The 19,561-nt window shown below is 71.4% G+C and carries 15 protein-coding genes and 1 pseudogene; 9 read left to right on the forward strand and 7 right to left on the reverse strand.

Annotation, left to right across the window (positions count from 1 at the left end; translation table 11 throughout):
• Positions 1–3: 3 nt before the first annotated feature.
• Positions 4–678 (reverse strand): annotated as a pseudogene (locus tag O7629_RS15075) (HTH domain-containing protein); the annotation flags it as partial.
• Positions 679–878: 200 nt separating this feature from the next.
• Between O7629_RS15075 and O7629_RS15080 the strand changes: the two are divergent.
• On the forward strand, positions 879–1,937 hold the full coding sequence (locus tag O7629_RS15080) for a COX15/CtaA family protein (protein ID WP_278169892.1): 1,059 nt from the start codon (positions 879–881) through the stop codon (positions 1,935–1,937).
• 263 nt (positions 1,938–2,200) lie between these two features.
• Positions 2,201–3,700: an APC family permease gene (locus tag O7629_RS15085; RefSeq protein ID WP_278169893.1), complete on the forward strand. Its 1,500-nt coding sequence runs from the start codon at positions 2,201–2,203 to the stop codon at positions 3,698–3,700.
• A gap of 174 nt (positions 3,701–3,874) precedes the next feature.
• On the opposite strand, the gene O7629_RS15090 is transcribed toward O7629_RS15085, so the two are convergent.
• Both O7629_RS15090 and O7629_RS15095 read right to left on the reverse strand, forming a co-directional pair.
• Positions 3,875–4,207: a hypothetical protein gene (locus tag O7629_RS15090; protein WP_123602407.1), complete on the reverse strand. Its 333-nt coding sequence runs from the start codon at positions 4,205–4,207 to the stop codon at positions 3,875–3,877.
• A 192-nt stretch (positions 4,208–4,399) separates the two neighbouring features.
• Complete coding sequence (locus tag O7629_RS15095) at positions 4,400–5,383, reverse strand: heme o synthase (RefSeq protein WP_278169894.1); 984 nt, start codon at positions 5,381–5,383, stop codon at positions 4,400–4,402.
• Positions 5,384–5,696: 313 nt separating this feature from the next.
• On the opposite strand from O7629_RS15095, the gene tkt reads away from it, so the two are divergent.
• Genes tkt through pgl form a run of 6 tightly spaced genes read left to right on the forward strand, consistent with a single transcriptional unit; the run spans position 5,697 to position 14,014 of the window.
• Complete coding sequence (gene tkt, locus O7629_RS15100) at positions 5,697–7,832, forward strand: transketolase (protein WP_278169895.1); 2,136 nt, start codon at positions 5,697–5,699, stop codon at positions 7,830–7,832.
• An 11-nt stretch (positions 7,833–7,843) separates the two neighbouring features.
• Complete coding sequence (gene tal / locus O7629_RS15105) at positions 7,844–9,022, forward strand: transaldolase (RefSeq protein ID WP_278169896.1); 1,179 nt, start codon at positions 7,844–7,846, stop codon at positions 9,020–9,022.
• Positions 9,019–10,668 carry a glucose-6-phosphate isomerase gene (locus O7629_RS15110; RefSeq protein ID WP_278169897.1) on the forward strand — a complete coding sequence of 550 codons (1,650 nt, stop codon included), beginning with the start codon at positions 9,019–9,021 and terminating at the stop codon, positions 10,666–10,668. Before tal ends, O7629_RS15110 begins: the two co-directional genes overlap by 4 nt.
• A gap of 36 nt (positions 10,669–10,704) precedes the next feature.
• Positions 10,705–12,219: a glucose-6-phosphate dehydrogenase gene (gene zwf, locus O7629_RS15115; protein WP_278169898.1), complete on the forward strand. Its 1,515-nt coding sequence runs from the start codon at positions 10,705–10,707 to the stop codon at positions 12,217–12,219.
• Positions 12,216–13,244 (forward strand): glucose-6-phosphate dehydrogenase assembly protein OpcA, encoded by a 1,029-nt coding sequence (locus O7629_RS15120; protein ID WP_278169899.1) that lies wholly within the window; start codon positions 12,216–12,218, stop codon positions 13,242–13,244. Before zwf ends, O7629_RS15120 begins: the two co-directional genes overlap by 4 nt.
• Positions 13,245–13,255: 11 nt before the next feature.
• The gene (pgl, locus tag O7629_RS15125; protein WP_278174539.1) at positions 13,256–14,014 is read left to right on the forward strand and encodes a 6-phosphogluconolactonase; all 759 of its coding nucleotides are present in this window, start codon (positions 13,256–13,258) and stop codon (positions 14,012–14,014) included.
• A 102-nt stretch (positions 14,015–14,116) separates the two neighbouring features.
• On the opposite strand, the gene O7629_RS15130 is transcribed toward pgl, so the two are convergent.
• Complete coding sequence (locus O7629_RS15130; protein ID WP_278169900.1) at positions 14,117–14,812, reverse strand: TOPRIM nucleotidyl transferase/hydrolase domain-containing protein; 696 nt, start codon at positions 14,810–14,812, stop codon at positions 14,117–14,119.
• Between the two features lie 176 nt (positions 14,813–14,988).
• Between O7629_RS15130 and O7629_RS15135 the strand changes: the two genes are divergently transcribed.
• Positions 14,989–16,176, forward strand: a complete 1,188-nt coding sequence (locus O7629_RS15135) for a beta-1,3-glucanase family protein (protein WP_278169901.1) — start codon at positions 14,989–14,991, stop codon at positions 16,174–16,176.
• A gap of 93 nt (positions 16,177–16,269) precedes the next feature.
• Here O7629_RS15135 and O7629_RS15140 read toward each other — a convergent pair whose 3' ends face one another.
• The 3 genes from O7629_RS15140 to O7629_RS15150 are packed head-to-tail and all read right to left on the reverse strand — an operon-like array spanning position 16,270 to position 19,446.
• The gene (locus O7629_RS15140; RefSeq protein ID WP_278169902.1) at positions 16,270–18,300 is read right to left on the reverse strand and encodes a molybdopterin-dependent oxidoreductase; all 2,031 of its coding nucleotides are present in this window, start codon (positions 18,298–18,300) and stop codon (positions 16,270–16,272) included.
• Between the two features lies 1 nt (position 18,301).
• Positions 18,302–18,664 carry a metalloregulator ArsR/SmtB family transcription factor gene (locus tag O7629_RS15145; RefSeq protein WP_347403671.1) on the reverse strand — a complete coding sequence of 121 codons (363 nt, stop codon included), beginning with the start codon at positions 18,662–18,664 and terminating at the stop codon, positions 18,302–18,304.
• Positions 18,664–19,446 carry a bacterial transcriptional activator domain-containing protein gene (locus O7629_RS15150; protein ID WP_278169904.1) on the reverse strand — a complete coding sequence of 261 codons (783 nt, stop codon included), beginning with the start codon at positions 19,444–19,446 and terminating at the stop codon, positions 18,664–18,666. The genes O7629_RS15145 and O7629_RS15150 overlap by 1 nt, the downstream gene beginning before the upstream one ends.
• Positions 19,447–19,561: the final 115 nt, after the last annotated feature.

Here is a 19,561-nt window from a genome sequence, read left to right on the forward strand (position 1 = left end):
GTCTGGAATGTGCGTGGTGCACACCCCGTCGCCGTGGGCGATGGTGGCCAGCCGCTGGACGTGGGTGCCGATCAGCCGGGAGATCACCGCAGTCTCAGCCTCGCACAACTGCGGAAACTCGGCAGCCACATGGGCCACGGGACAGTGATGCTGGCACAACTGCCCCCCGGACGCGATGGTGGACGCGTTGGCAGCGTAGCCCTCGGCGCTGAGTGCGGCGGCGAGGGCCTCGGCGCGGGCGATCGGGTCCGCACCGGCACCGTCGATCGCCGCCCGGCACCGCGTCTCCAACCCGGCGACCTGAGCCGCCGCGAACGCCTCCAGCTCCGCCTCGCCGCCGTGGCCGGCGATCCAGCGCAGAGCGGCGGCGGCCATGCTGTCGTAGCGGTAGCGCCCGTGCCGGGACCGGGCGTCGTCGCTGAGCCGGAAGACCTTGGCCGGCCGGCCGCGTCGCCGACGGGCCCGAGTGACCGCGTCCCGGGTCACCACGTCGCCGTCGGCGAGCATCGCGTCCAGGTGGCGGCGGATCGCCGCCGGGCTCAGCCCGAGCTCGTCACCGAGCTGAGCGGCGGTCGCCGCCCCCCGCTCCAGCAGCAGCGCGACCAGGCGGTCTCGGGTACGCCCGTCCGGGCCGGCGGCGACCGCACCGGTCGCCGACCCGCCCTCTGTAAGGCCCACCCTGTTTTTCACTACGCCAACGTTACGTATTTCAGCGGTCGGCCGCAAACGCGCCCCCAGGTGATCCACCGCACCGAGCGTGACCGCCACCGGGACCAGCACGGCGCGGCCTTGCCGCAGTCGGCCGGCGGCACCGTGGGGCTGTGGTACCGGCGGCACCGCACGGCTGTGGTATCCGCCATATCGGTACGATTGCCGCCGTGCCCGTCTCCCCGTCCGGTCGGCTGACCGCCGGCCCCGCCCTGCTCCGGCGGCTCACGCTCGCCTCCTTGGTGGCCAACGTCGCGATCGTGCTGACCGGGGGCGGCGTGCGGCTCACCGGGTCCGGGCTCGGCTGCCCGACCTGGCCGCGCTGCACCGACGATTCCTACGTCACCACGCCGGAGATGGGCGTGCTCGGCATCATCGAGTTCGGCAACCGGGTCCTCGGCATCCTGGTCGGCATGATCGCGCTCGCCACCCTGCTGGCGGTGCTGCGGTCCCGACCACGCCGGTTGGACCTGCGCGGACCAGCTCTCGGCGTACTGGGTCTGGTGATCCTGCAGGGCCTGATCGGCGGGGTCAGCGTCCGAGTGCAGCTCAACCCCTGGGTGGTGGCGCTGCACTTCATGCTGTCGATGGTCGCCCTCGCGATGGCGTACGGGTTGTGGCGACGGGTACGCGCCGGCGGCCGCGCCACCCGCGACGTGGTGGCCCGGCCACTGCGCCAGTTGGCCTTCGTGATCACCGCCGTGAGCTTCGGGGTGCTGGTACTCGGCACCGTGGTGACCGGCAGCGGCCCGCACGCCGGCGACCCGGACGCCGGGCGCACCGGGCTGGACCCGCAGGCCATGTCCCAGCTGCACGCCGACTCGGTCGCCCTGCTGATCGGGCTGTCGGTCGCCTGGTGGTTCGCGTTGCGTGCGGTCGGCGCACCCCGACCTGCGGTACGCGCGGCGGCCGGGCTCATCGCCGTGGAGCTCGCCCAGGGACTGATCGGCGTGGTCCAGTACCTCACCGACCTGCCGGTCGCGCTGGTCAGCGCGCACATGCTCGGCGCCTGCCTGGTGTGGCTGGCCACCCTCGGCGTGCTCTGGTCCACCCGGACCCGGGACCCGGCCGGGCCGGAACCAGGCGCCACCGGGCCGGAATCAGGCGCCACCGGGCCGGAATCAGCCGCTACCGGGCCGGGATCAGCCGCTACCGGGCCGGAGTCGGGCGCGGCCGGGTTGGTTTCCGGTGACGCAAACAAGCGCCCCCTGGTCAGAGCGCAACCGTAAGGTCGCCAACCGTTGAAGACGGTTGAAAACGGCAGACCTATCCCCATAGCGGAGAGTACCGGTGAGGCTACGCCTGTGCCGGGGCACAACCACCGGCACGACGAACCGGGCGCGGCAGTGACGGTCCCCCCGTGCCGTGGCTGCCGCGCCCCTGGTCGGTCCCCTGCCTGGACCAGACCCGCGTAGCGGCACCCCGGACGATCCTCCGTCACCGCACGCGCACTCCCGCGTTTTCCTGACTGACCCACTTTCGGAGCTCCCGCGTGTCTACCTTCCGTACGAGCCGGTCCGGCACCGTCGCCGCGACGTTGGCCCGGTCCCGCCTGGGCGTACCCCAGGTGTTGTTCTTCGTTCTCGCCGCCGCCGCGCCGCTGACCGTGGTGGCCGGCGGCGCCAGCACCGGCTACGCCGTCACCGGCACCACCGCGGTGCCGGTCGCCTACCTGCTCATCGCGGTGGTGATGGCGGTCTTCGCCGTCGGCTACGTGGCGATGAGCCGGCACGTCGTCAACGCCGGCGCGATGTACAGCTACGTCGCGCACGGTCTCGGCCGGATCCCCGGCATCGCGGCGGCGTTCGTCGCCGTCGTCGCGTACAACGCGATGCAGATCGGGCTGTACGGCGCCTTCGGCGTGGTTGCCGCCGAGGTACTCGCCGTCGCCGGTGCCACCGTGCCGTGGTGGCTCTGCGCGCTGGCCGGCTGGGCCCTGGTGACCGTGCTCGGCCTGGCCCGCGTCGACCTCAACGGCCGGATCCTGGCCGGCCTGCTGCTGGCCGAGCTCGCGGTCATCATCGGCTACAGCATCGTCATGGTCGGCCACCCCGCCGACGGTGCCGCCGTGGCGGGTCTCGACCCCCGCCAGCTGCTCACCCCGGGGGTGGCGGCGATGCTGGTCGGCGGCATAGCCGGTTTCGTCGGTGTCGAGGCCGGCACGGTGTTCGCCGAGGAGACCCGGGATCCGCGTCGTACGGTCGCCCGGGCCACCTACTTCGCGGTGACGATCGCCGGAGTGTGCTACGCGGGTTCCGCCTGGGCGATGGCGGTGGCGGCCGGCCCGAACGACGTCGTCGCCCAGGCCCGCGAGCACGGCACCGAACTGATGTTCGTGCTGGTCGACCCGCACATCGGCACGACGCTCGTGGACGCCGGCCGGTTGTTGTTCCTGACCAGCCTGTTCGCCGCGCTGCTCGCGTTCCACAACACCGTTGCCCGCTACCTGTTCGCCCTCGGGCGGGAACGGGTGCTGCCGGCGGCGCTCGGCCGGACAAACCGGCGGACCGGCGCGCCGAAGCTGGGCTCGCTGGTGCAGAGCGGGCTGGCCGTCGCGGTGATCGTGGCGTACGCGGCGACCGGCCTGGATCCCATCACCCACCTGTTCTTCTGGGTGACCGTCACCGGTGGGCTCGGCGTGCTGATCCTGATGACCGTGACCTCGCTCGCGGTGATCGGCTACTTCCGCCGCGACCCGCGTGGCGAGTCGGCCTGGCGGCGACTGGTCGCGCCGGGCGCGGCCACCGGCGCGCTCGGGCTGATCCTCGTCGGCACCGTCACCAGCTTCGGTGACCTGCTCGGCATCGGCGCGTCCCCGCTGCGCTGGTGGTTCCCGGCCGGGTACGCCCTGGCCGCGCTGGCTGGCGTCGGCTGGGCGCTCTGGCTGCGCGCCAGGCGTCCGCAGACGTATCGGACGATCGGCTGGGGCGCCGACAGCGGCACCGCGCTACCGGTGCCACCGGCACCCGTCCGGCCGCCGGCCCACGTCTAGCCGCGGCTAGCCGCCGAACAGCCGGACGTGCAGCCGCGGTTACGGCGGCGGACAACGAGCGAGACCCGGGCGTAACCGCCCGGGTCTCGCTCGGCTCTATTCCTCCAGCTGACGGACCGCTCGTCCAGTCACGCAACTGGTCGTCGTTCGTTGTGCAGGACGGGAACGGGCTGGTCAGCGCGCCAGACTGCGACGCGACATCGACCGCCACAGGTCGTTGCTGGGCCGCATCTGATCCATCAGCTCCCGCTCCCACTCGTTCTCGATCTCGACCCCCGCCTTGAGGCAGGCGGCGCGGGCCACGTCGGTGCCGTCAGCGAACTGGTCGCCCCAGGCGCCGTCCTCCCCCACCAGGACGATCCGTGCGCCACGCTTGCCGACATACTCGATGACCGCCTTCGCACCGCCGTGGCCAGCGGCGAAGGACCGGATGCCGGCGACCAGACCAGAGGGGGCGTCCCCCGGGACGGATTCGGTCGCCAGCGTCGTATCGGAACCATCTGCCATACGCGAAGCGTAAGCAGAGCGACGACGTTTCGCCGATCGGATGTCGGCTTTTTGTGACTCCAATCATCCGTGAGTTTAAGAAGTCCCACAGGTGATTGATGGTGATTTCAGCCTACAAAAAGGGACAAATTTCAGCACGAAAAACGGCAAACACGACAGAAGTTCGGGGCCTGGACGGGGCGGGACCCGGCGTCAGATCAGCGCGTCCAACGCCACGGCGACGAAGAGCACCGTGAGGTAGGTCGTCGACCAGTGGAACAGCCGCATCGGCTGGACCGGCAGACCACGCCCGGACCGGCGCTGCAGCCGGTGGGCCTCCAGCAGGAAGACGACCCCGACCACGACCGCCGGCACCGCGTAGATCAACGACATGCCCAACGGCCAGACCAGCACCGACGACCCGACCGTCAACCAGCTGAACAGCACGATCTCCACGCCCACCCGACGTTCGGAGGCCACCACCGGCAGCATCGGGATCCCGGCCCGCGCGTAGTCCACCTTGTACTTGATCGCCAACGCGTAGAAGTGCGGCAGCTGCCAGAAGAACACCACGGCGAACAGCGCCCAGGCCACCGGCGCCAGGCCACCGGTCACCGCTGCCCAGCCGATCAGCACCGGGGCAGCGCCGCAGATGCCACCCCAGAACGTGTTCTGCGGCGTCGTGCGCTTCAACCACAGCGTGTAGACGAGGTCGTAGTAGGCGATCGCCGCGAGGGTCAGCCCGGTGGCGATCCAGTTGGTGAAGACCGCCATCAGGGCCACCGAGCCCACCGCGAGCACCAACCCGAAGATCAGCGCGTGCCTGGGGCTGACCACGTGGTTCGGCAGCGGCCGGCGCTTCGTCCGGCGCATCAGCTGGTCGATGTCCCGGTCGATGAAGCAGTTCAACGCGTTCGCCGCACCGGCGGCCAGGGTACCGCCGACCAGCACCACCGCCACCAGCCCCAGCGACGGCAGCCCACCGGCCGCGACCATCATCGTCGGTACGGTCGTGACCAGCAGCAGCTCGATGATCCGCGGTTTGGTGAGCGACACGTACGCCCGGACCACGGCCAGCCAGTCGGGGGCGGCCACCGGTCCCGGATCCACCGCCGCTGTGCCGGGCACCCGGTCCGCTTCGGCGACGGACCTGACCCGCGCCCGGTCATGGGCGGGGCGCTCGGTGACCATGCTCACGGGCTGCACCTTCCGGCGTCGGCGGCGGGTGACCTTCAACTGGCGGCGACCTGCGGGCCGACGCGCCTCCGACAGCGTACGCGCAGGTATTTTGCCTGCCCGGCCGACCCGTCACCGGTGCTCGTCGTCACACCCGACAGGCTTTCCACCGGCCACGATGCGTATCCCCCGGTGGTCGGTCGGAGGGTCCGACGGCCGACCACGACCCAGGACGACCATCCGGTTGTCGAGATCGGCGGGCGCGCGTTCAACCCTGCTCGATAGGGTCGTGACGAGGGTTCCGCCTACCTGCTGGACGAGGAGCACACCCACCGTGGCTGCAACACCAACCGATGCCCCCCTGAACTGGTCCGACCTCGACCGCCGCGCGGTCGACACCGCACGCGTGCTGGCCGCCGACGCCGTGGAGAAATCCGGCAACGGCCATCCGGGCACCGCGATGAGCCTCGCTCCCGCGGCGTACCTGCTGTTCAACCGGGTCATGCGGCACGACCCGAGCGACCCGGACTGGGCCGGCCGGGACCGGTTCGTCCTCTCCGCCGGGCACTCCAGTCTCACCCTGTACATCCAACTCTTCTTCTCCGGTTACGGACTGAGCCTGGACGACCTCAAAGTGTTGCGGCAATGGGGATCGCTGACCCCCGGGCACCCGGAGCACGGACACACCCGGGGCGTCGAGACCACCACCGGGCCGCTCGGCCAGGGGCTGGCCAACGGGGTCGGCATGGCGATGGCCGCCCGCCGGGAGCGCGGCCTGCTCGACCCGGACGCCGCGCCCGGCGAGTCGGTCTTCGACCACAACATCTGGGTGATCGCCTCCGACGGTGACATTGAGGAAGGCATCACCCACGAGGCCAGCGCCCTGGCCGGGCACCAGAAGCTCGGCAACCTGACCGTCGTCTACGACGACAATCAGATCTCCATCGAGGACGACACCCGGATCGCGCTCAGCGAGGACGTCGCCGCCCGCTACGCCGCGTACGGCTGGCACGTGCAGACCGTCGACTGGCGGGCCGGCGCGGCCGGCGACGGCGAGTACCACGAGGACGTCGAGGCGCTGTACGCGGCGCTGACCGCCGCCCGCGCCGAGACCGACCGCCCGTCGTTCATCGCGCTGCGCACCATCATCGGCTGGCCGGCGCCGAAGAAGCAGAACACCGGCAAGATCCACGGCTCGGCGCTCGGCGCCGACGAGGTCGCCGCCACCAAGGAGATCCTCGGTTTCGACCCCAACCAGCACTTCGCGGTCGACGACAAGGTCCTCGCCCACATCCGCGAGGTGCTCGACCGGGGCCGGCAGGCACACGCGAAGTGGACCGAGAAGTACGACGCCTGGGCGCAGGCCAACCCGGAGCGCAAGGCGCTGCACGACCGGCTCGTCACCCGTACCCTGCCGACCAGCTGGACCGACGCGCTGCCGGACTGGCCGGCGGACCCCAAGGGGGTCGCCACCCGGGCCGCCTCCGGCAAGGTGCTGACCGCCCTCGCTTCCGAGCTGCCGGAGCTGTGGGGCGGCTCGGCGGACCTGGCGGAGAGCAACAACACCACGATGAAGGGCGAGCCGTCGTTCGTCCCGGCCGAGTACGCCACCAAGGAGTTCCCCGGCCACGAGTACGGCCGCACCCTGCACTTCGGCATCCGCGAACACGCGATGGGGGCGATCCTCAACGGCATCGCGCTGCACGGCGGCACCCGTCCGTACGGCGGCACGTTCCTGGTGTTCAGCGACTACATGCGCCCGGCGGTGCGGCTGGCCGCGCTGATGAAACTCCCGGTGATCTACGTCTGGACGCACGACTCGATCGGTCTCGGCGAGGACGGCCCCACCCACCAACCGATCGAGCACCTGTCGGCGCTGCGGGCCATCCCCGGCCTGGACGTGGTCCGCCCGGCCGACGCCAACGAGACCGCCTGGGCGTGGCGGGTCGCCCTGGAGCACACCGACCGGCCGACCGCGCTGGCGCTGACCCGGCAGGCGGTGCCGGTCATCGACCGGGACACCTACGCCTCGGCCGAAGGGGTCCGCAAGGGCGGCTACGTGCTGGCCGACGCCGGCAACGCCCAGCCGCAGGTGATCCTGATGGGCTCCGGCTCCGAGGTGCAGCTGCTGCTCACCGCCCGGGAACGCCTCGAAGCCGAGGGCGTCGCCACCCGGGTGGTCTCGATGCCGTGTCAGGAATGGTTCACCGAGCAGGACGAGGCGTACCGCGAGTCGGTGCTGCCGCGCGGGGTCAAGGCCCGGGTCAGCGTCGAGGCCGGCATCGGCATGTCCTGGCGTGGCCTGGTCGGCGACTGTGGCGAATCGGTCAGCATTGAACACTACGGGGCCAGCGCCCCGTACCAGGTGCTGTTCGAGCAGTTCGGCTTCACCGCCGACGCCGTGGTCGCGGCGGCGCACGCGTCGCTGACCCGGGTCGGCGCCATCACCGGCACCACCACCGGAAACTGAGGAGGCACCAGATGACGGACCGATTGGGTGAGCTCACCGCCGCAGGCGTGGCGGTCTGGCTCGACGACCTGTCCCGGCAACGGCTCAGCACCGGCAACCTGGACCAGCTGCGCCGCGAGAAGCACGTCGCCGGCGTGACCACCAACCCGACCATCTTCGCCGCCGCGCTCGCCGACGCCGACGAGTACAACTGGCAGCTGCGTGACCTGGCCGCCCGAGGTGTCAGCGTGGACGAGGCGGTCCGGATGCTCACCACCTACGACGTGCGGTGGGGCTGCGACGTGATGCGCCCGGCGTACGAGACCAGCGGCGGCGTCGACGGCCGGGTGTCGATCGAGGTCGACCCGCGGCTGGCGTACCGCACCGCGGAGACCGTCGCCGAGGCGAAGGCGCTGTGGTGGCTGGTCGACCGGCCGAACCTGTTCATCAAGATCCCGGCGACCGAGGCCGGGCTGCCGGCGATCACCGCCACCCTGGCCGAGGGGATCAGCGTCAACGTGACCCTGATCTTCTCGCTGGACCGCTACAGCGCGGTGATGGACGCCTTCCTCGCCGGCCTGGAGCAGGCGAAGGCCAACGGCCACGACCTGACCACCATCGGCTCGGTCGCGTCGTTCTTCGTCTCCCGGGTGGACACCGAGATCGACAAGCGCCTCGACAAGATCGGCAGCGACCAGGCCAAGGCGCTCAAGGGCAAGGCCGCCGTGGCGAACGCGCAGCTGGCGTACGAGCGGTACGCGGAGGTCTTCTCCTCGGACCGCTGGCAGGCCCTGGCCGACGCCGGCGCCCACCCGCAACGCCCGCTGTGGGCCTCCACCTCGACGAAGAACCCGGCCTACCGCGACGTGATCTACGTCGAGGAGCTGATCGCCCCCGGCACGGTCAACACCATGCCGGAGTCGGTGGTGCACGCCTACGCCGACCACGGCGAGACCCGGGGCGACACGGTCACCGGCTCCTACCCGGCCGCCCGGCAGGTGCTCGACGACCTGATCGCCGTCGGCGTCGACCTCGACGACGTGGTCAAGACCTTGGAGTCTGAGGGGGTGAGCAAGTTCGAGGCCAGCTGGCAGGAGCTGCTCGACGGGGTCCGCTCGTCGCTGGACGCAGCGGCGGCCGGCGCCGGTGAGCCGAACGCGGCCGCGAGCGGGCACGCCGCCGCAGCCAAACAGGCCGGAGGTAACGCATGAGCGACTTCTTCGACGGCGGGGTCGAGGCCGCAGCCGGGCTGAGCGTGTACGGGGCCGACGCGGTCGACGCCTCGGCCGCCTCGTCGACCCGGGGCGCGCTGGTCGGCGACGGGGTGCCCGGCTCGCTCGCCCGCAAGGACCCGACGCTGTGGGGCCCGGACGCCGAGGCCGAGGCGAAGATCCGGCTCGGCTGGCTGGACACCTTCACCCGCAGCCGGGAACTGCTGCCGCAGCTCGCCGAACTGCAGGCCGAGCTGGGCGACCTGGACCACGTGGTGCTGGCCGGAATGGGTGGCTCGTCGCTGGCGCCCGAGGTCATCTCGCTCACCGTCGGCAAGCCGGTGACCGTGCTGGACACCACCGACCCGCACCAGGTGCGGGCGGCGCTCGGCGACCGACTGGACCGGACCGTCGTGGTCGTGGCCAGCAAGTCCGGCGGCACCGTGGAGACCGACAGCCACCGTCGCGCGTATTGGCAGGCGTTCCTCGACGCGGGGCTGAGCGAGGCCGAGGCCGGGCGGCGGTTCGTCATCGTCACCGACCCCGGCTCGCCGCTGGCCACCACCGCCGAGGAGATGGGTGCCACCGTGGTGCTCGCCGACCCGGAGGTCGGCGGACGGTATTCGGCGCTGACCGCGTTCGGCCTGGTCCCGTCGGCGCTGGCCGGCGTGGACGTGGTCGAGCTGCTCGACCAGGCCGAGCAGCTGTCCGCCGCGCTCGGCGGCGACCGGGACAACCCGGGGCTGGCGCTCGGCGCAGCGCTCGGCGCGGCGGCGACCACCGGCCGGGACAAGGTCGCGCTGGTCTCCGACGGCACCGGGATCGAAGGGCTCGGCGACTGGATCGAGCAGCTGATCGCCGAGTCGACCGGCAAGGACGGCATCGGCATCCTGCCGGTGGTCGTCGAGGCACCGGACGCCCCCGGCGCCGCCGGCCCGGACGTGCTCACCGTCACCTACGGCGGTGCCGGCCAGCCGGGCGGGGTGCCCGGCGGCGGGGTCCGCCCCGACCTGGCGGTCAACGGACCGCTCGGCGCGCAGTTCCTGGTCTGGGAGTACGCGACGGCGGTCGCCGGCCGGGTGCTCGGCATCGACCCGTTCAACCAGCCCAACGTCACCGAGTCGAAGGAGAACACCAACCGGATCCTGGCGTCCGGGCCGCCGACCGAGGCACCGTCGTTCGTCGACGGATCCATCGAGGTGTACGGGCCGGACGGCGTACCGGGTGACCTGGTCGGCGCGCTGCGCTGGCTGATCGACGGCGTCGGCACCGACGGCTACCTCGCAGTGATGGCCTACCTGGACCGGTTCGGCGACGCCGACGCCGCCGGGGTACGCCCGCTGCTGGCGGCCGCCGCCGACCGGCCGGTCACCTTCGGCTGGGGGCCACGGTTCCTGCACTCCACCGGGCAGTACCACAAGGGCGGGCCGCAGGTCGGCGCGTTCCTGCAGATCACCGGCGCGGTCACCGACGACCTGCCGGTGCCCGGTCGCCCGTACAGCTTCGGTGAGCTGCAGGCGGCGCAGGCCGCCGGTGACCGCGAGGCGCTCGCCGGACGGGGCCGGCCGCTGCTGCGGCTGCACCTGACCGATCGGGCCGCCGGCGTCGCCCAACTCCTGGACACGATTCGAAACCTGCCCAGCTGACAATTGGTCCGGAGGAAAACGGACTGAGGAGGCGACGTGAACCCCCTGCGCGACCCGCAGGACCGGCGGCTGCCGCGCATCCCGGAGCCCTGCGCTCTGGTGATCTTCGGTGTCACCGGTGATCTGGCTCGCAAGAAACTACTCCCCGGCATCTACGACCTGGCCAACCGAGGGCTGCTGCCGCCCGGCTTCGTGGTGCTCGGCTTCGCCCGGCGGGACTGGACCGACGGCGACTTCGAGTCACTGGCCCACGACTCGGCCAAGGAGTACGCGCGTACCCCGTGGCGTGAGGAGGTCTGGTCCCGCCTGGCCGGCAACATCAAGTTCGTCGGCGGCTCGTTCGACGACGACGCCGCGTTCGACAAGCTGTCGGCCTGCCTGGACGGGCTGCGCGAATCGCACGGCATCCACGGCAACGCCGCGTTCTACTTCTCCATCCCCCCGTCGGCGTTCCCGCAGGTGCTCAAGCAGCTGGCCCGCACCGGCATGGCCGACAACGAGCGGTGCGGCGGCTGGCGCCGGGTGGTGGTGGAGAAGCCGTTCGGCTACGACCTGCCGTCGGCGAAGTCGCTCAACGACCTGGTCGACGACGTGTTCACCCGCGACGACGTGTTCCGCATCGACCACTACCTGGGCAAGGAGACCGTCCAGAACATCATGGCGCTGCGGTTCGCCAACAACCTGTTCGAGCCGCTGTGGAACTCCAAGTACGTCGACTCGGTGCAGATCACCATGGCCGAGGACGTCGGCATCGGCAGCCGGGCCGGCTTCTACGACGCCACCGGCGCCGCCCGTGACGTGGTGCAGAACCATCTGCTGCAGCTGCTGGCCCTGGTCACCATGGAGGAGCCGACCAGCTTCGACGCCACCGAGATCCGGGCGGAGAAGCTGAAGGTGCTGCGGGCGATCAGCCTGCCCGACGACGTGGCCGCCGGCACCGTACGCGGTCAGTACCTGAAGGGCTGGGTGGCCGGGCAGCGGGCCGTCGGCTACCTGGAGGAGCCGAACGTGCCGGCCGACTCGACCACCGAGACGTACGTGGCGATGCGGCTGGGCATCCAGAACCGCCGGTGGGCCGGTGTGCCGTTCTATCTGCGCGCCGGTAAGCGGTTGCCGCGCCGGGTGACCGAGGTGGCGGTGATGTTCAAGGCCGCACCACACCTGCCGTTCAACGGCACCGACGTGGAGATGCTCAGCAACAACCAGCTGGTCATCCGGGTGCAGCCCGACGAGGGCGTGGTGCTCAAGTTCGGCGCCAAGGTGCCGGGCACCACCATGGAGGTCCGTGACATCGCGATGGACTTCCAGTACGGCGAGGCGTTCACCGAGGCCAGCCCGGAGGCGTACGAGCGGTTGGTGCTCGACGTGCTGATCGGTGACCGCACCCTGTTCCCCGACGCCGCCGAGGTGGAGCAGAGCTGGCGGGTGATCGACCCTCTCGAAGAGGCCTGGGAGGGCACCCGGCCGGAGCCGTACCGGTCCGGCGAGTGGGGTCCACGGGCCGCCGACGAGATGCTGGCCCGCGAGGGCCGGTCCTGGAGGAGAGCATGATCAGCCTGTGGGACACCACCGGCAACGAGGTGGTCAAGGCCCTGGCCGCGGAGCGGCGCAGCGCCGGCGGCGTGGCCAGCGGGATGGCGCTGACCCTGATCGTGGTGGTCGACGAGAAGCGGGTACGCGAGGCGGAGGCGGCGGCCACCATCGCCGCCGCCGCCCACCCGTGCCGGCTGCTCGTGGTGGTCCGCTCCGACATCGACCGCAAGGTCAGCCGGCTCGACGCCGAAGTGGTCGTCGGCGGCCGGCTCGGGCCGTGCGAGGCGGTCGTCATGCGTACCTCCGGCCGGCTGGCGCTGCACGCCGAGTCGGTGGTGATGCCGCTGCTGGTGCCGGACGTACCGGTGGTGACCTGGTGGCACGGCGAGCCGCCGGAGCAGATCGCCAACGACTACCTGGGGGTGGTCGCCGACCGGCGGATCACCGACTCGGCGCAGGCCCCCAACCCGGTGCAGGCGCTGCTGCAACGGGCGGTCGACTACGCGTCGGGCGACACCGATCTGGCGTGGACCCGGATCACCCCGTGGCGCACCCTGGTCGCCGGGGCGTTCGACACCACCGACGCGCAGATCACCGGCGCCACGGTGACCGCGCCCCGGGCCGACCCGACCGCCGCCTTGATGATCAGCTGGCTGGCGGCCCGGCTCGGCATCACGCCGCGCTGGGAGGAGACCAGCGAGTTCCCCCGGATGCGGTCGGTGGAGCTGCGCTGCGCCAACGGCGACGGGCTGAGCCTGGTCCGCGAGGACAGTTCGGCGATGTTCACCCGGACCGGCCAGCCGGAGCGACAGATGCCGCTGGTCCGCCGGCCGCTCGGCGAGGAGCTCGCCGAGGAACTGCGCCGGCTCGACGCCGACCAGGTCTACTCCGAGGCGCTGGGCACCCTCGCCGGACTGCCGGATCTGTCGGCCCGGCCCGCCAAACGGGTACACATCTGGAAGGACCCGGCGGAGGCCACGGGGCCGGCCGCCGGCACGGACCCGGCGGTCGTCGCGGCCGGTCCGGCTCGGAGTGGCTCGTGAGCGGCCCCGGCATGCTCGTCGTGCACCCGGACGCCACCGTGCTGGCCAGCGCGGTGGCGTCCCGGCTCGTCGTCCGGCTGATCGACGCCCAGGCCGAGCGGGGCGAAGCGTCTGTGGTGCTGACCGGCGGGCGGGTCGCGGCGGCCGTGCTGCGCGCGGTCGGCGAACTGCCGGCCCGGCACGCGGTCGACTGGTCCCGGGTGGACGTCTGGTGGGGTGACGAGCGGTTCCTGCCCGCCGGCGACCCGGACCGCAACGAGACCCAGGCCCGCGAGGCGCTGCTCGACGTACTGCCGCTGGATCCGCAGCGGGTGCACGCGATGCCCGCGTCGGACGGGCCGGACGGCGACGACCCGGAGGCGGCCGCCGCCCGGTACGCCGCCGCCCTCGACCGGGTCGCCGGCCCGGGCACGGCCCCGCTGCCCCGGTTCGACGTGCTGATGCTCGGCGTCGGCGAGGACGGGCACGTGGCGTCGGTGTTCCCGGGGCATCCGGTCACCGGCGAGACCCGCCCGGTGGCGGCGGTACGGGACAGCCCGAAGCCGCCGCCGACCCGGATCACGCTGACCCTGTCCACCATCAACACCGCCGACGAGGTGTGGCTGGTCGCCGCCGGGGCGGACAAGGCGGCGGCGGTCGGCGGGGCGTACGGCGGCAGCGACCCGGTCGCGGTGCCGGCCTGCGGCGTACGCGGGGTGCGCCGTACCTGGTGGCTGCTCGATCAGGCGGCCGCAGCCGAGGTGGCGATGGCGGCAGCAGCGGCCGACTGACCGGGCCTACGCGTTTCAGTGGCCGCCGGACGTCGCCGTCCGGCGGCCACTTCAGTCCGACGGCCACTTCAGTCCGACGGCCACTTCAGTCCGACGGCCGCTTCAGTCCGGTCTGACGAAGGCAAGCAGCCGGTCGAGAGGTCGTGGCAGGGTGTCGCGGGCAACGGCCGCCTCGACGAGCAGCCGGGCGTAGCGTGACTTGCGGCGCGAGCCGCTGCCCATGAACCGGCGCAGCTGCGCTGCGGGTCGCCGGTCGCGCCAGGCGGGCTGGCCCTGCAGCGTACGGAACGATCCGAGGTCGCCCTGCGAGTCCAGGACGGTCTCCACCGTCTGGACGCCCAGGGCACGGATCAGTTCGTCCTCCAGGTCGTCGACGCAGACGAAGAATCCGAGATCCGCCAGATCGGTCCGGGTGCGGGGCGTACCGACACCGGCGGCGGCCAGTCCGCGCCGGACGATGTCCGCCTCAGCCAGGTCGCACAGCCCGGCGAGCCGCACCCGCGACCGCAGCGGGCCGAGGCCGGTCAGGAACCGGCCGGTGGCATGTGCTCCACCGATCGGCACGACCGCCACCCGTTCGGCGTCGAAGTCCCAGCCACGGCCGGCCGCCGCCGTCTCCACCGCGATCTGGTCGCTCACGCCTTCGACGAGCACCAGGGCGACGGCGCGGTCGATCTTCACCAGCGCGTCGGCGGTCGCCTGGACCGGTGCGTCGGGACCGCTGGCATAGCCGTCGAGCACCCGGCGGGCAAGCTCACGGCGACGAGCGGCGTCCATCGGCTGTTCGCCCGTCGCCATGACGGTCATCGTCGGTGACGCCCGGCCCCGCCGGCAACCGGATAACGGACGTCGAACCCCCCGGGTCACTACATCGCCGCACATCTATTGACAAACAGTGTTAACAGTAAGACTCTTCTCGGAGAGCGCTCTCTCACCGTCCTGCCACCGACCGATCCCGACCGGAGGAGTCCCTCATGGTTGTCCGAAGAAAGCTGCTGGCCGTCGCGGCCGCCCTGCTCACCGCCGTCCCGACCGGCCTCGTCGCCGCCGCGCCCGCCCAGGCCGTCGGCCCGGCGCTGCTGCCGGTCACCGTCACCAACAACACCGGCCGAGCCGGCCCCGTCCACCTGTACGTCATCGGCGTTCAGCTCTCCTCCGGCCGCCTCGGCTACGTCAACCAGGCCGGCACGTTCATCCCCTGGTCCGGTGGACAGATCCCGCCGTCGCCGGCCCCGGACGCGTCGATCGCCGGACCGGCCAACGGTGGCAGCACGACGGTCCGCTTCCCGCGCGGCTTCTCCGGCCGGGTCTACTTCTCCCTCGGTGAGAAGCTGAAGTTCTTCCTCACCCCGACCGGCCTGGTCCAGCCCGCCCCCTGGGCAGCCGGCGACCCCAACCGCGACATCCTGTTCGACTGGAGCGAGTTCACCTACAACGACGCCGGGCTGTGGCTCAACAGCTCCCAGGTGGACATGTTCGCCGTGCCGCACGCGGTCACCGTGACCGGCGCCAACGGCGTCACCAAGCGCACCGGCGACGTCGTCGCGGGCGGCCGAAACGCGATCATCAACGGGATCCGCGCCCAGTCCGGCTGGGCCAACACGGTGCAGACCCGCAGCGACGGTACGGTGCTACGGGTGCTGGCACCCGGCAAGGCCACCGGCGCCGGCCTGTTCAGCCCCACCTACCTGGACTCGTACATCACCTCGGCATGGAACACCTACACCAGCCGGACGCTGACCGTCGTACCGTTCGGCGACCGCCCCGACATCCGCTACCACGGGCGGACCTCGGGCCGGGTGATGACCTTCACCAACGGTGCCGGCCAGGTCGTCGCCTCGTTCAACCGGCCCTCGTCGGCGAGCGTGTGGGGCTGCGACGGTGACCTGCCCGCCCCCAACGACCAGGTGGTCGGGCCGATCTCCCGGACGCTGTGCGCCGCACTGAACCGGGGCACCCTCGGCACCATCCACACCCAGCCCAGCACCAACGCCGCCGAGTTCTACCGCAACAACCCGACCAACCAGTACGCCCGGATCATCCACGCCAACATGCGCGACGGAAAGGCGTACGCGTTCGCCTTCGACGACGTCGGCGCGTTCGAGTCCCTCGTGCACGACGGCGAGCCCCGCTCCGCAGGAGTGGTCCTCAGCCCATTCTGACCGGGCCGGTCGCCGCCGATCCACCGTGCGACCGGCGCGTACTGACGCGGCGGCGGGTCGCCTTTCTGGGCCCGCATCGGCGCCGCGCCCAGCTCAGCGCGCCGGTCGCACATCGACATAGGTGTCATGGAACGCGGATCCGCCGGCGTCGGTGAGGCTGTCCGGGGTGAGTAGGTTCACCGCCGGGCCCGAGGCGGCGGTGTGCGTGACGCTCCAGGCGCCGAACACGACCGCCACCACCCCTGGCCGGGTCCGGGCTCCGACCCGCGCGTGAAGGGTGATGGTGGCGTGCTGGTTGTGCACCTCGATCAGGTCCCCGTCGACGATGGCTCGTGCGGCCGCGTCGTCGGGGTGCAGGTCGAGCCACGGGCCGCCGTCGCGGGCGCACTGGGTCGTGTCCGCATAGGTGGAGTTCATCGACCGTAGGCCCTTGACGCTGAGCAGTTGCAGCGGCCACCGGGCATCCGGCGGGCGTGGAAGCGCGGTCGTGGCGGCGCGGGCGGCGGCGGCCAGGCGCGCCCGGCCGTCCGGGGTGGCGAACTCGGCCGCGTACGGGGTGCGCGGGGTGGGAATGTTGAGGCGTTGCCAGCCGTGTTCGCGCAGCTGCTCCAGAGTGATTCCAGCCAGGTGGGGGTGGGTGGAGCTCAACGCGGTGGCGAGCAGATCGTCGTCGCTGTCGGTGAAGCAGGGTTCGGGGAAACCCATCCGCGCGGCAAGCGCCCGGAACAGGTCGGTGACACTGATCGCGTCGCCGGGCGGATCGATGGCTGGCAGGTTGAGCATGAGGTCGGTGTGACCCCACGATTTCATCAGGTCGAGGTGTTCGAGCTGGGTGGTGGCGGGCAGGACGATGTCGGCGTAGCGCGCGCTGTCAGTGAGGACATGCTCGTGGACGACAGTGAACAGGTCGTCGCGAGTCATACCGCGGCGGACGAGAGGCTGGCGGGGCACGATGACGGCGGGGTTGCTGCCGTGCACGACCAACGCGCGGGCGGGCGGGTCGGCGTCCGGGTCGGCGAGGGCCTGGCCGAGTTGCACCATGTTGATGCGGCGGCGCGGTCCGGGTGCCAGGTGCGCCATTCGCAGACCGTCGAGGTTGAGGGACCGGTTGAACAGGGGCGAGGTGTGGTAAGCGATCCCGCCACCAGGATGGCGCCACATTCCGGTCAACACGGGCAGCGCGGCGATGGCGGCGTACAGGGCGGCTCCGTTGGTGTGGTGCTCCATACCGACCATGAGCCGGATCAGCGCCGGTCGGGCCGCAGCGTACTCGGCGGCGAGGGCACGGAGGTCGGACTCGGCGATGCCGGTGACGTCGGCGGTACGGCCGGGGGTGAAGTCCGCAGCGGCGGCGGCAAGCTCGTCGAAGCCGGTGGTGCGGGTGGCGATGAAGTCGTGGTCGACGAAGTCCCCGGCGATGACCAGGTGAGCGAGGCCGAGGGCGAGCGCGGCGTCCGACCCGGGCCGGGGCATCAGGTGCCAGTCGGCCGCACGGGCGGTACGGGTAGCCACCGGATCGATGACGATGATGCGGGCCCCGCGAGATCGGGCGGCGAGCATCGCCGGCCACAGGTGCTGATTGGTCACTACCGGGTTGGCGCCCCAGACGATGATCAGTTCGGCATGGACGGCGTCTTCGGGCAGCGCACCGACGGTGAACCCGTTGACCGCCGACAGGCCGGCAGCGCCGGTCGGTCCGCAGATGGTGTGGCTGACCTCGGCGGCGCCCAGACGGGCGAAGAACCGCTCGCTCATCGACTTGGACTGCAGGAGCCCTTGGGTGCCCTCGTAGCTGAACGGGATGATCGTCGCAGGTCCTTCGGTGGCGGCGATCCTAGTCAGCCGAGTGGCGACTTCGTCAAGTGCTTCGTCCAGGTCGATCGGGGTGAACTGTCCGGAACCTTTGGGGCCGACCCTGCGCAGCGCCCGAGTGATCCGGTGTGGGCTGTAGACCCGGTCCTGGAGATAGCCGTTGACCTTGGTGCACAGTCGGCCGGCGGTGAGCGGGTGGTCGGTGTTGCCGTTGAGGGCCACGGCGGTGCCGGCGTCGTCGACGGTGACGACCCAGCTGCACCGGTCGGGGCAGTCGTGCGGGCAGGCTCCACGTACCTTTCTGTTCGCCAAGTCAGAACCCGCAGTCCGTCAGGTCGTTGCTGCCGGCGGCCAGGTCGTCGGCGAGATCGAGGAGCAGACGCAGCCGTGGGTCGCCAATCCGGTAGAGCACTCGTCGGCCCTGCCGTTCGGCTACGACCAGGCGGCAGGTTCGCAGGCAGGCCAGGTGGTTGGAGATTCGACTCTGCGGCAACCTGGTCGCGGCGACGATCTGTCCGACATGGTGCGGGCCGGTCAGCAGCAGCGTCAAGATCGCCATGCGGGTCGGGTCGGCCAGCATCTGGAACCAGCGGGTACGGGCGTTCGGGCCCGCCGGGCCGCACTCGGCTGGTCCGCAGCTCGCAGCTGCCTCGACTTGAAGGGCTGCTGGCGCCATCACGACCACGACTCCGTCATGACGGCACCGGCTGGGCTGATCGACGCGCGTGGCCCGAGCCGTCGTTGCAGTGCCGGTGTGGGTTGCAGACCGAGTTCGGCATGCAGGACGACGGCGAACGCCTGATACTGGCGGACTGCCTCGCTGACGTTGCCCTCGGTCAAGTAGGCGTCGATGAGCACCCGGCGGGCCGACTCCCGTAACGGGTCAGCCCGTACGGCTTCCAGTCCCGTGTCCACCGCGTCGCCGTGCCTGCCGACCAGGCTGAAATGGGTGCACAGTGCTTCGAGTGCGTGCAGCCGGAGCTGGTGGAAGCGTTCGCGCTCGTGGACCAGCCACGGCTCCGGCCAGCCCGGCAGCAGGTCTTCGCGTAGCTGTGCGACGACCTCCGGGACGGGCTGCGCCGTGGTGGCGGGTGGGGTCAGCAGGCGTCGGGCGGTGGCGACGGCGATCAGGTAGTCGACTCGGACCTGGGGCGCGAGTCTCAGGTCGGTCGCGGAGGTGCGCAGCAGTGCGGGGCAATGCCGTTGCAGCCGCCACAGCAGGGCCCGCAGGTTCGCCGCTGCGTTCGCGTCCACCGTCGTCGGGTACAGCGCCTGGGCCGCCTGCCACCGGGCGAGCACTCCACCGTTGACCGCGATAAGCGCCAACAGTCGCTGCCCGGCTGCACCCAGTGCACTGGCCGGTACCCCGGTCACCTCGAAGCGGCCCAGCAACCGCAGTGTCAGTGCCTCCCCATCGTCCGACGGTAGGACTTGGTCGTGCGGTGCCGTCACCGTCATCCGCGACCTCCGCTGCGCGTCATCCTTGTCGATACAACAGGATAGCCTGATATTTTTTCATGTCTATGTTCTGGCTTTTCGGGATGAACCCCCCTGATCGTCATGGCGACATCAC

This window comes from Solwaraspora sp. WMMD792, from assembly GCF_029626105.1.
In the GTDB taxonomy this organism is placed as follows: domain Bacteria; phylum Actinomycetota; class Actinomycetes; order Mycobacteriales; family Micromonosporaceae; genus Micromonospora_E.

What these genes read in the sequence shown, in the direction of transcription:
- O7629_RS15110 (WP_278169897.1), top strand. Translation starts at nt 9,019, where the DNA reads ATGAGCGACTTCTTCGACGGCGGGGTCGAGGCCGCAGCCGGGCTGAGC.
- O7629_RS15135 (WP_278169901.1), top strand. Translation starts at nt 14,989, where the DNA reads ATGGTTGTCCGAAGAAAGCTGCTGGCCGTCGCGGCCGCCCTGCTCACC.
- O7629_RS15145 (WP_347403671.1), bottom strand. Translation starts at nt 18,664, where the DNA reads ATGGCGCCAGCAGCCCTTCAAGTCGAGGCAGCTGCGAGCTGCGGACCA.
- pgl (WP_278174539.1), top strand. Translation starts at nt 13,256, where the DNA reads ATGCTCGTCGTGCACCCGGACGCCACCGTGCTGGCCAGCGCGGTGGCG.
- O7629_RS15150 (WP_278169904.1), bottom strand. Translation starts at nt 19,446, where the DNA reads ATGACGGTGACGGCACCGCACGACCAAGTCCTACCGTCGGACGATGGG.
- O7629_RS15090 (WP_123602407.1), bottom strand. Translation starts at nt 4,207, where the DNA reads ATGGCAGATGGTTCCGATACGACGCTGGCGACCGAATCCGTCCCGGGG.
- O7629_RS15120 (WP_278169899.1), top strand. Translation starts at nt 12,216, where the DNA reads ATGATCAGCCTGTGGGACACCACCGGCAACGAGGTGGTCAAGGCCCTG.
- tal (WP_278169896.1), top strand. Translation starts at nt 7,844, where the DNA reads ATGACGGACCGATTGGGTGAGCTCACCGCCGCAGGCGTGGCGGTCTGG.
- O7629_RS15130 (WP_278169900.1), bottom strand. Translation starts at nt 14,812, where the DNA reads ATGGCGACGGGCGAACAGCCGATGGACGCCGCTCGTCGCCGTGAGCTT.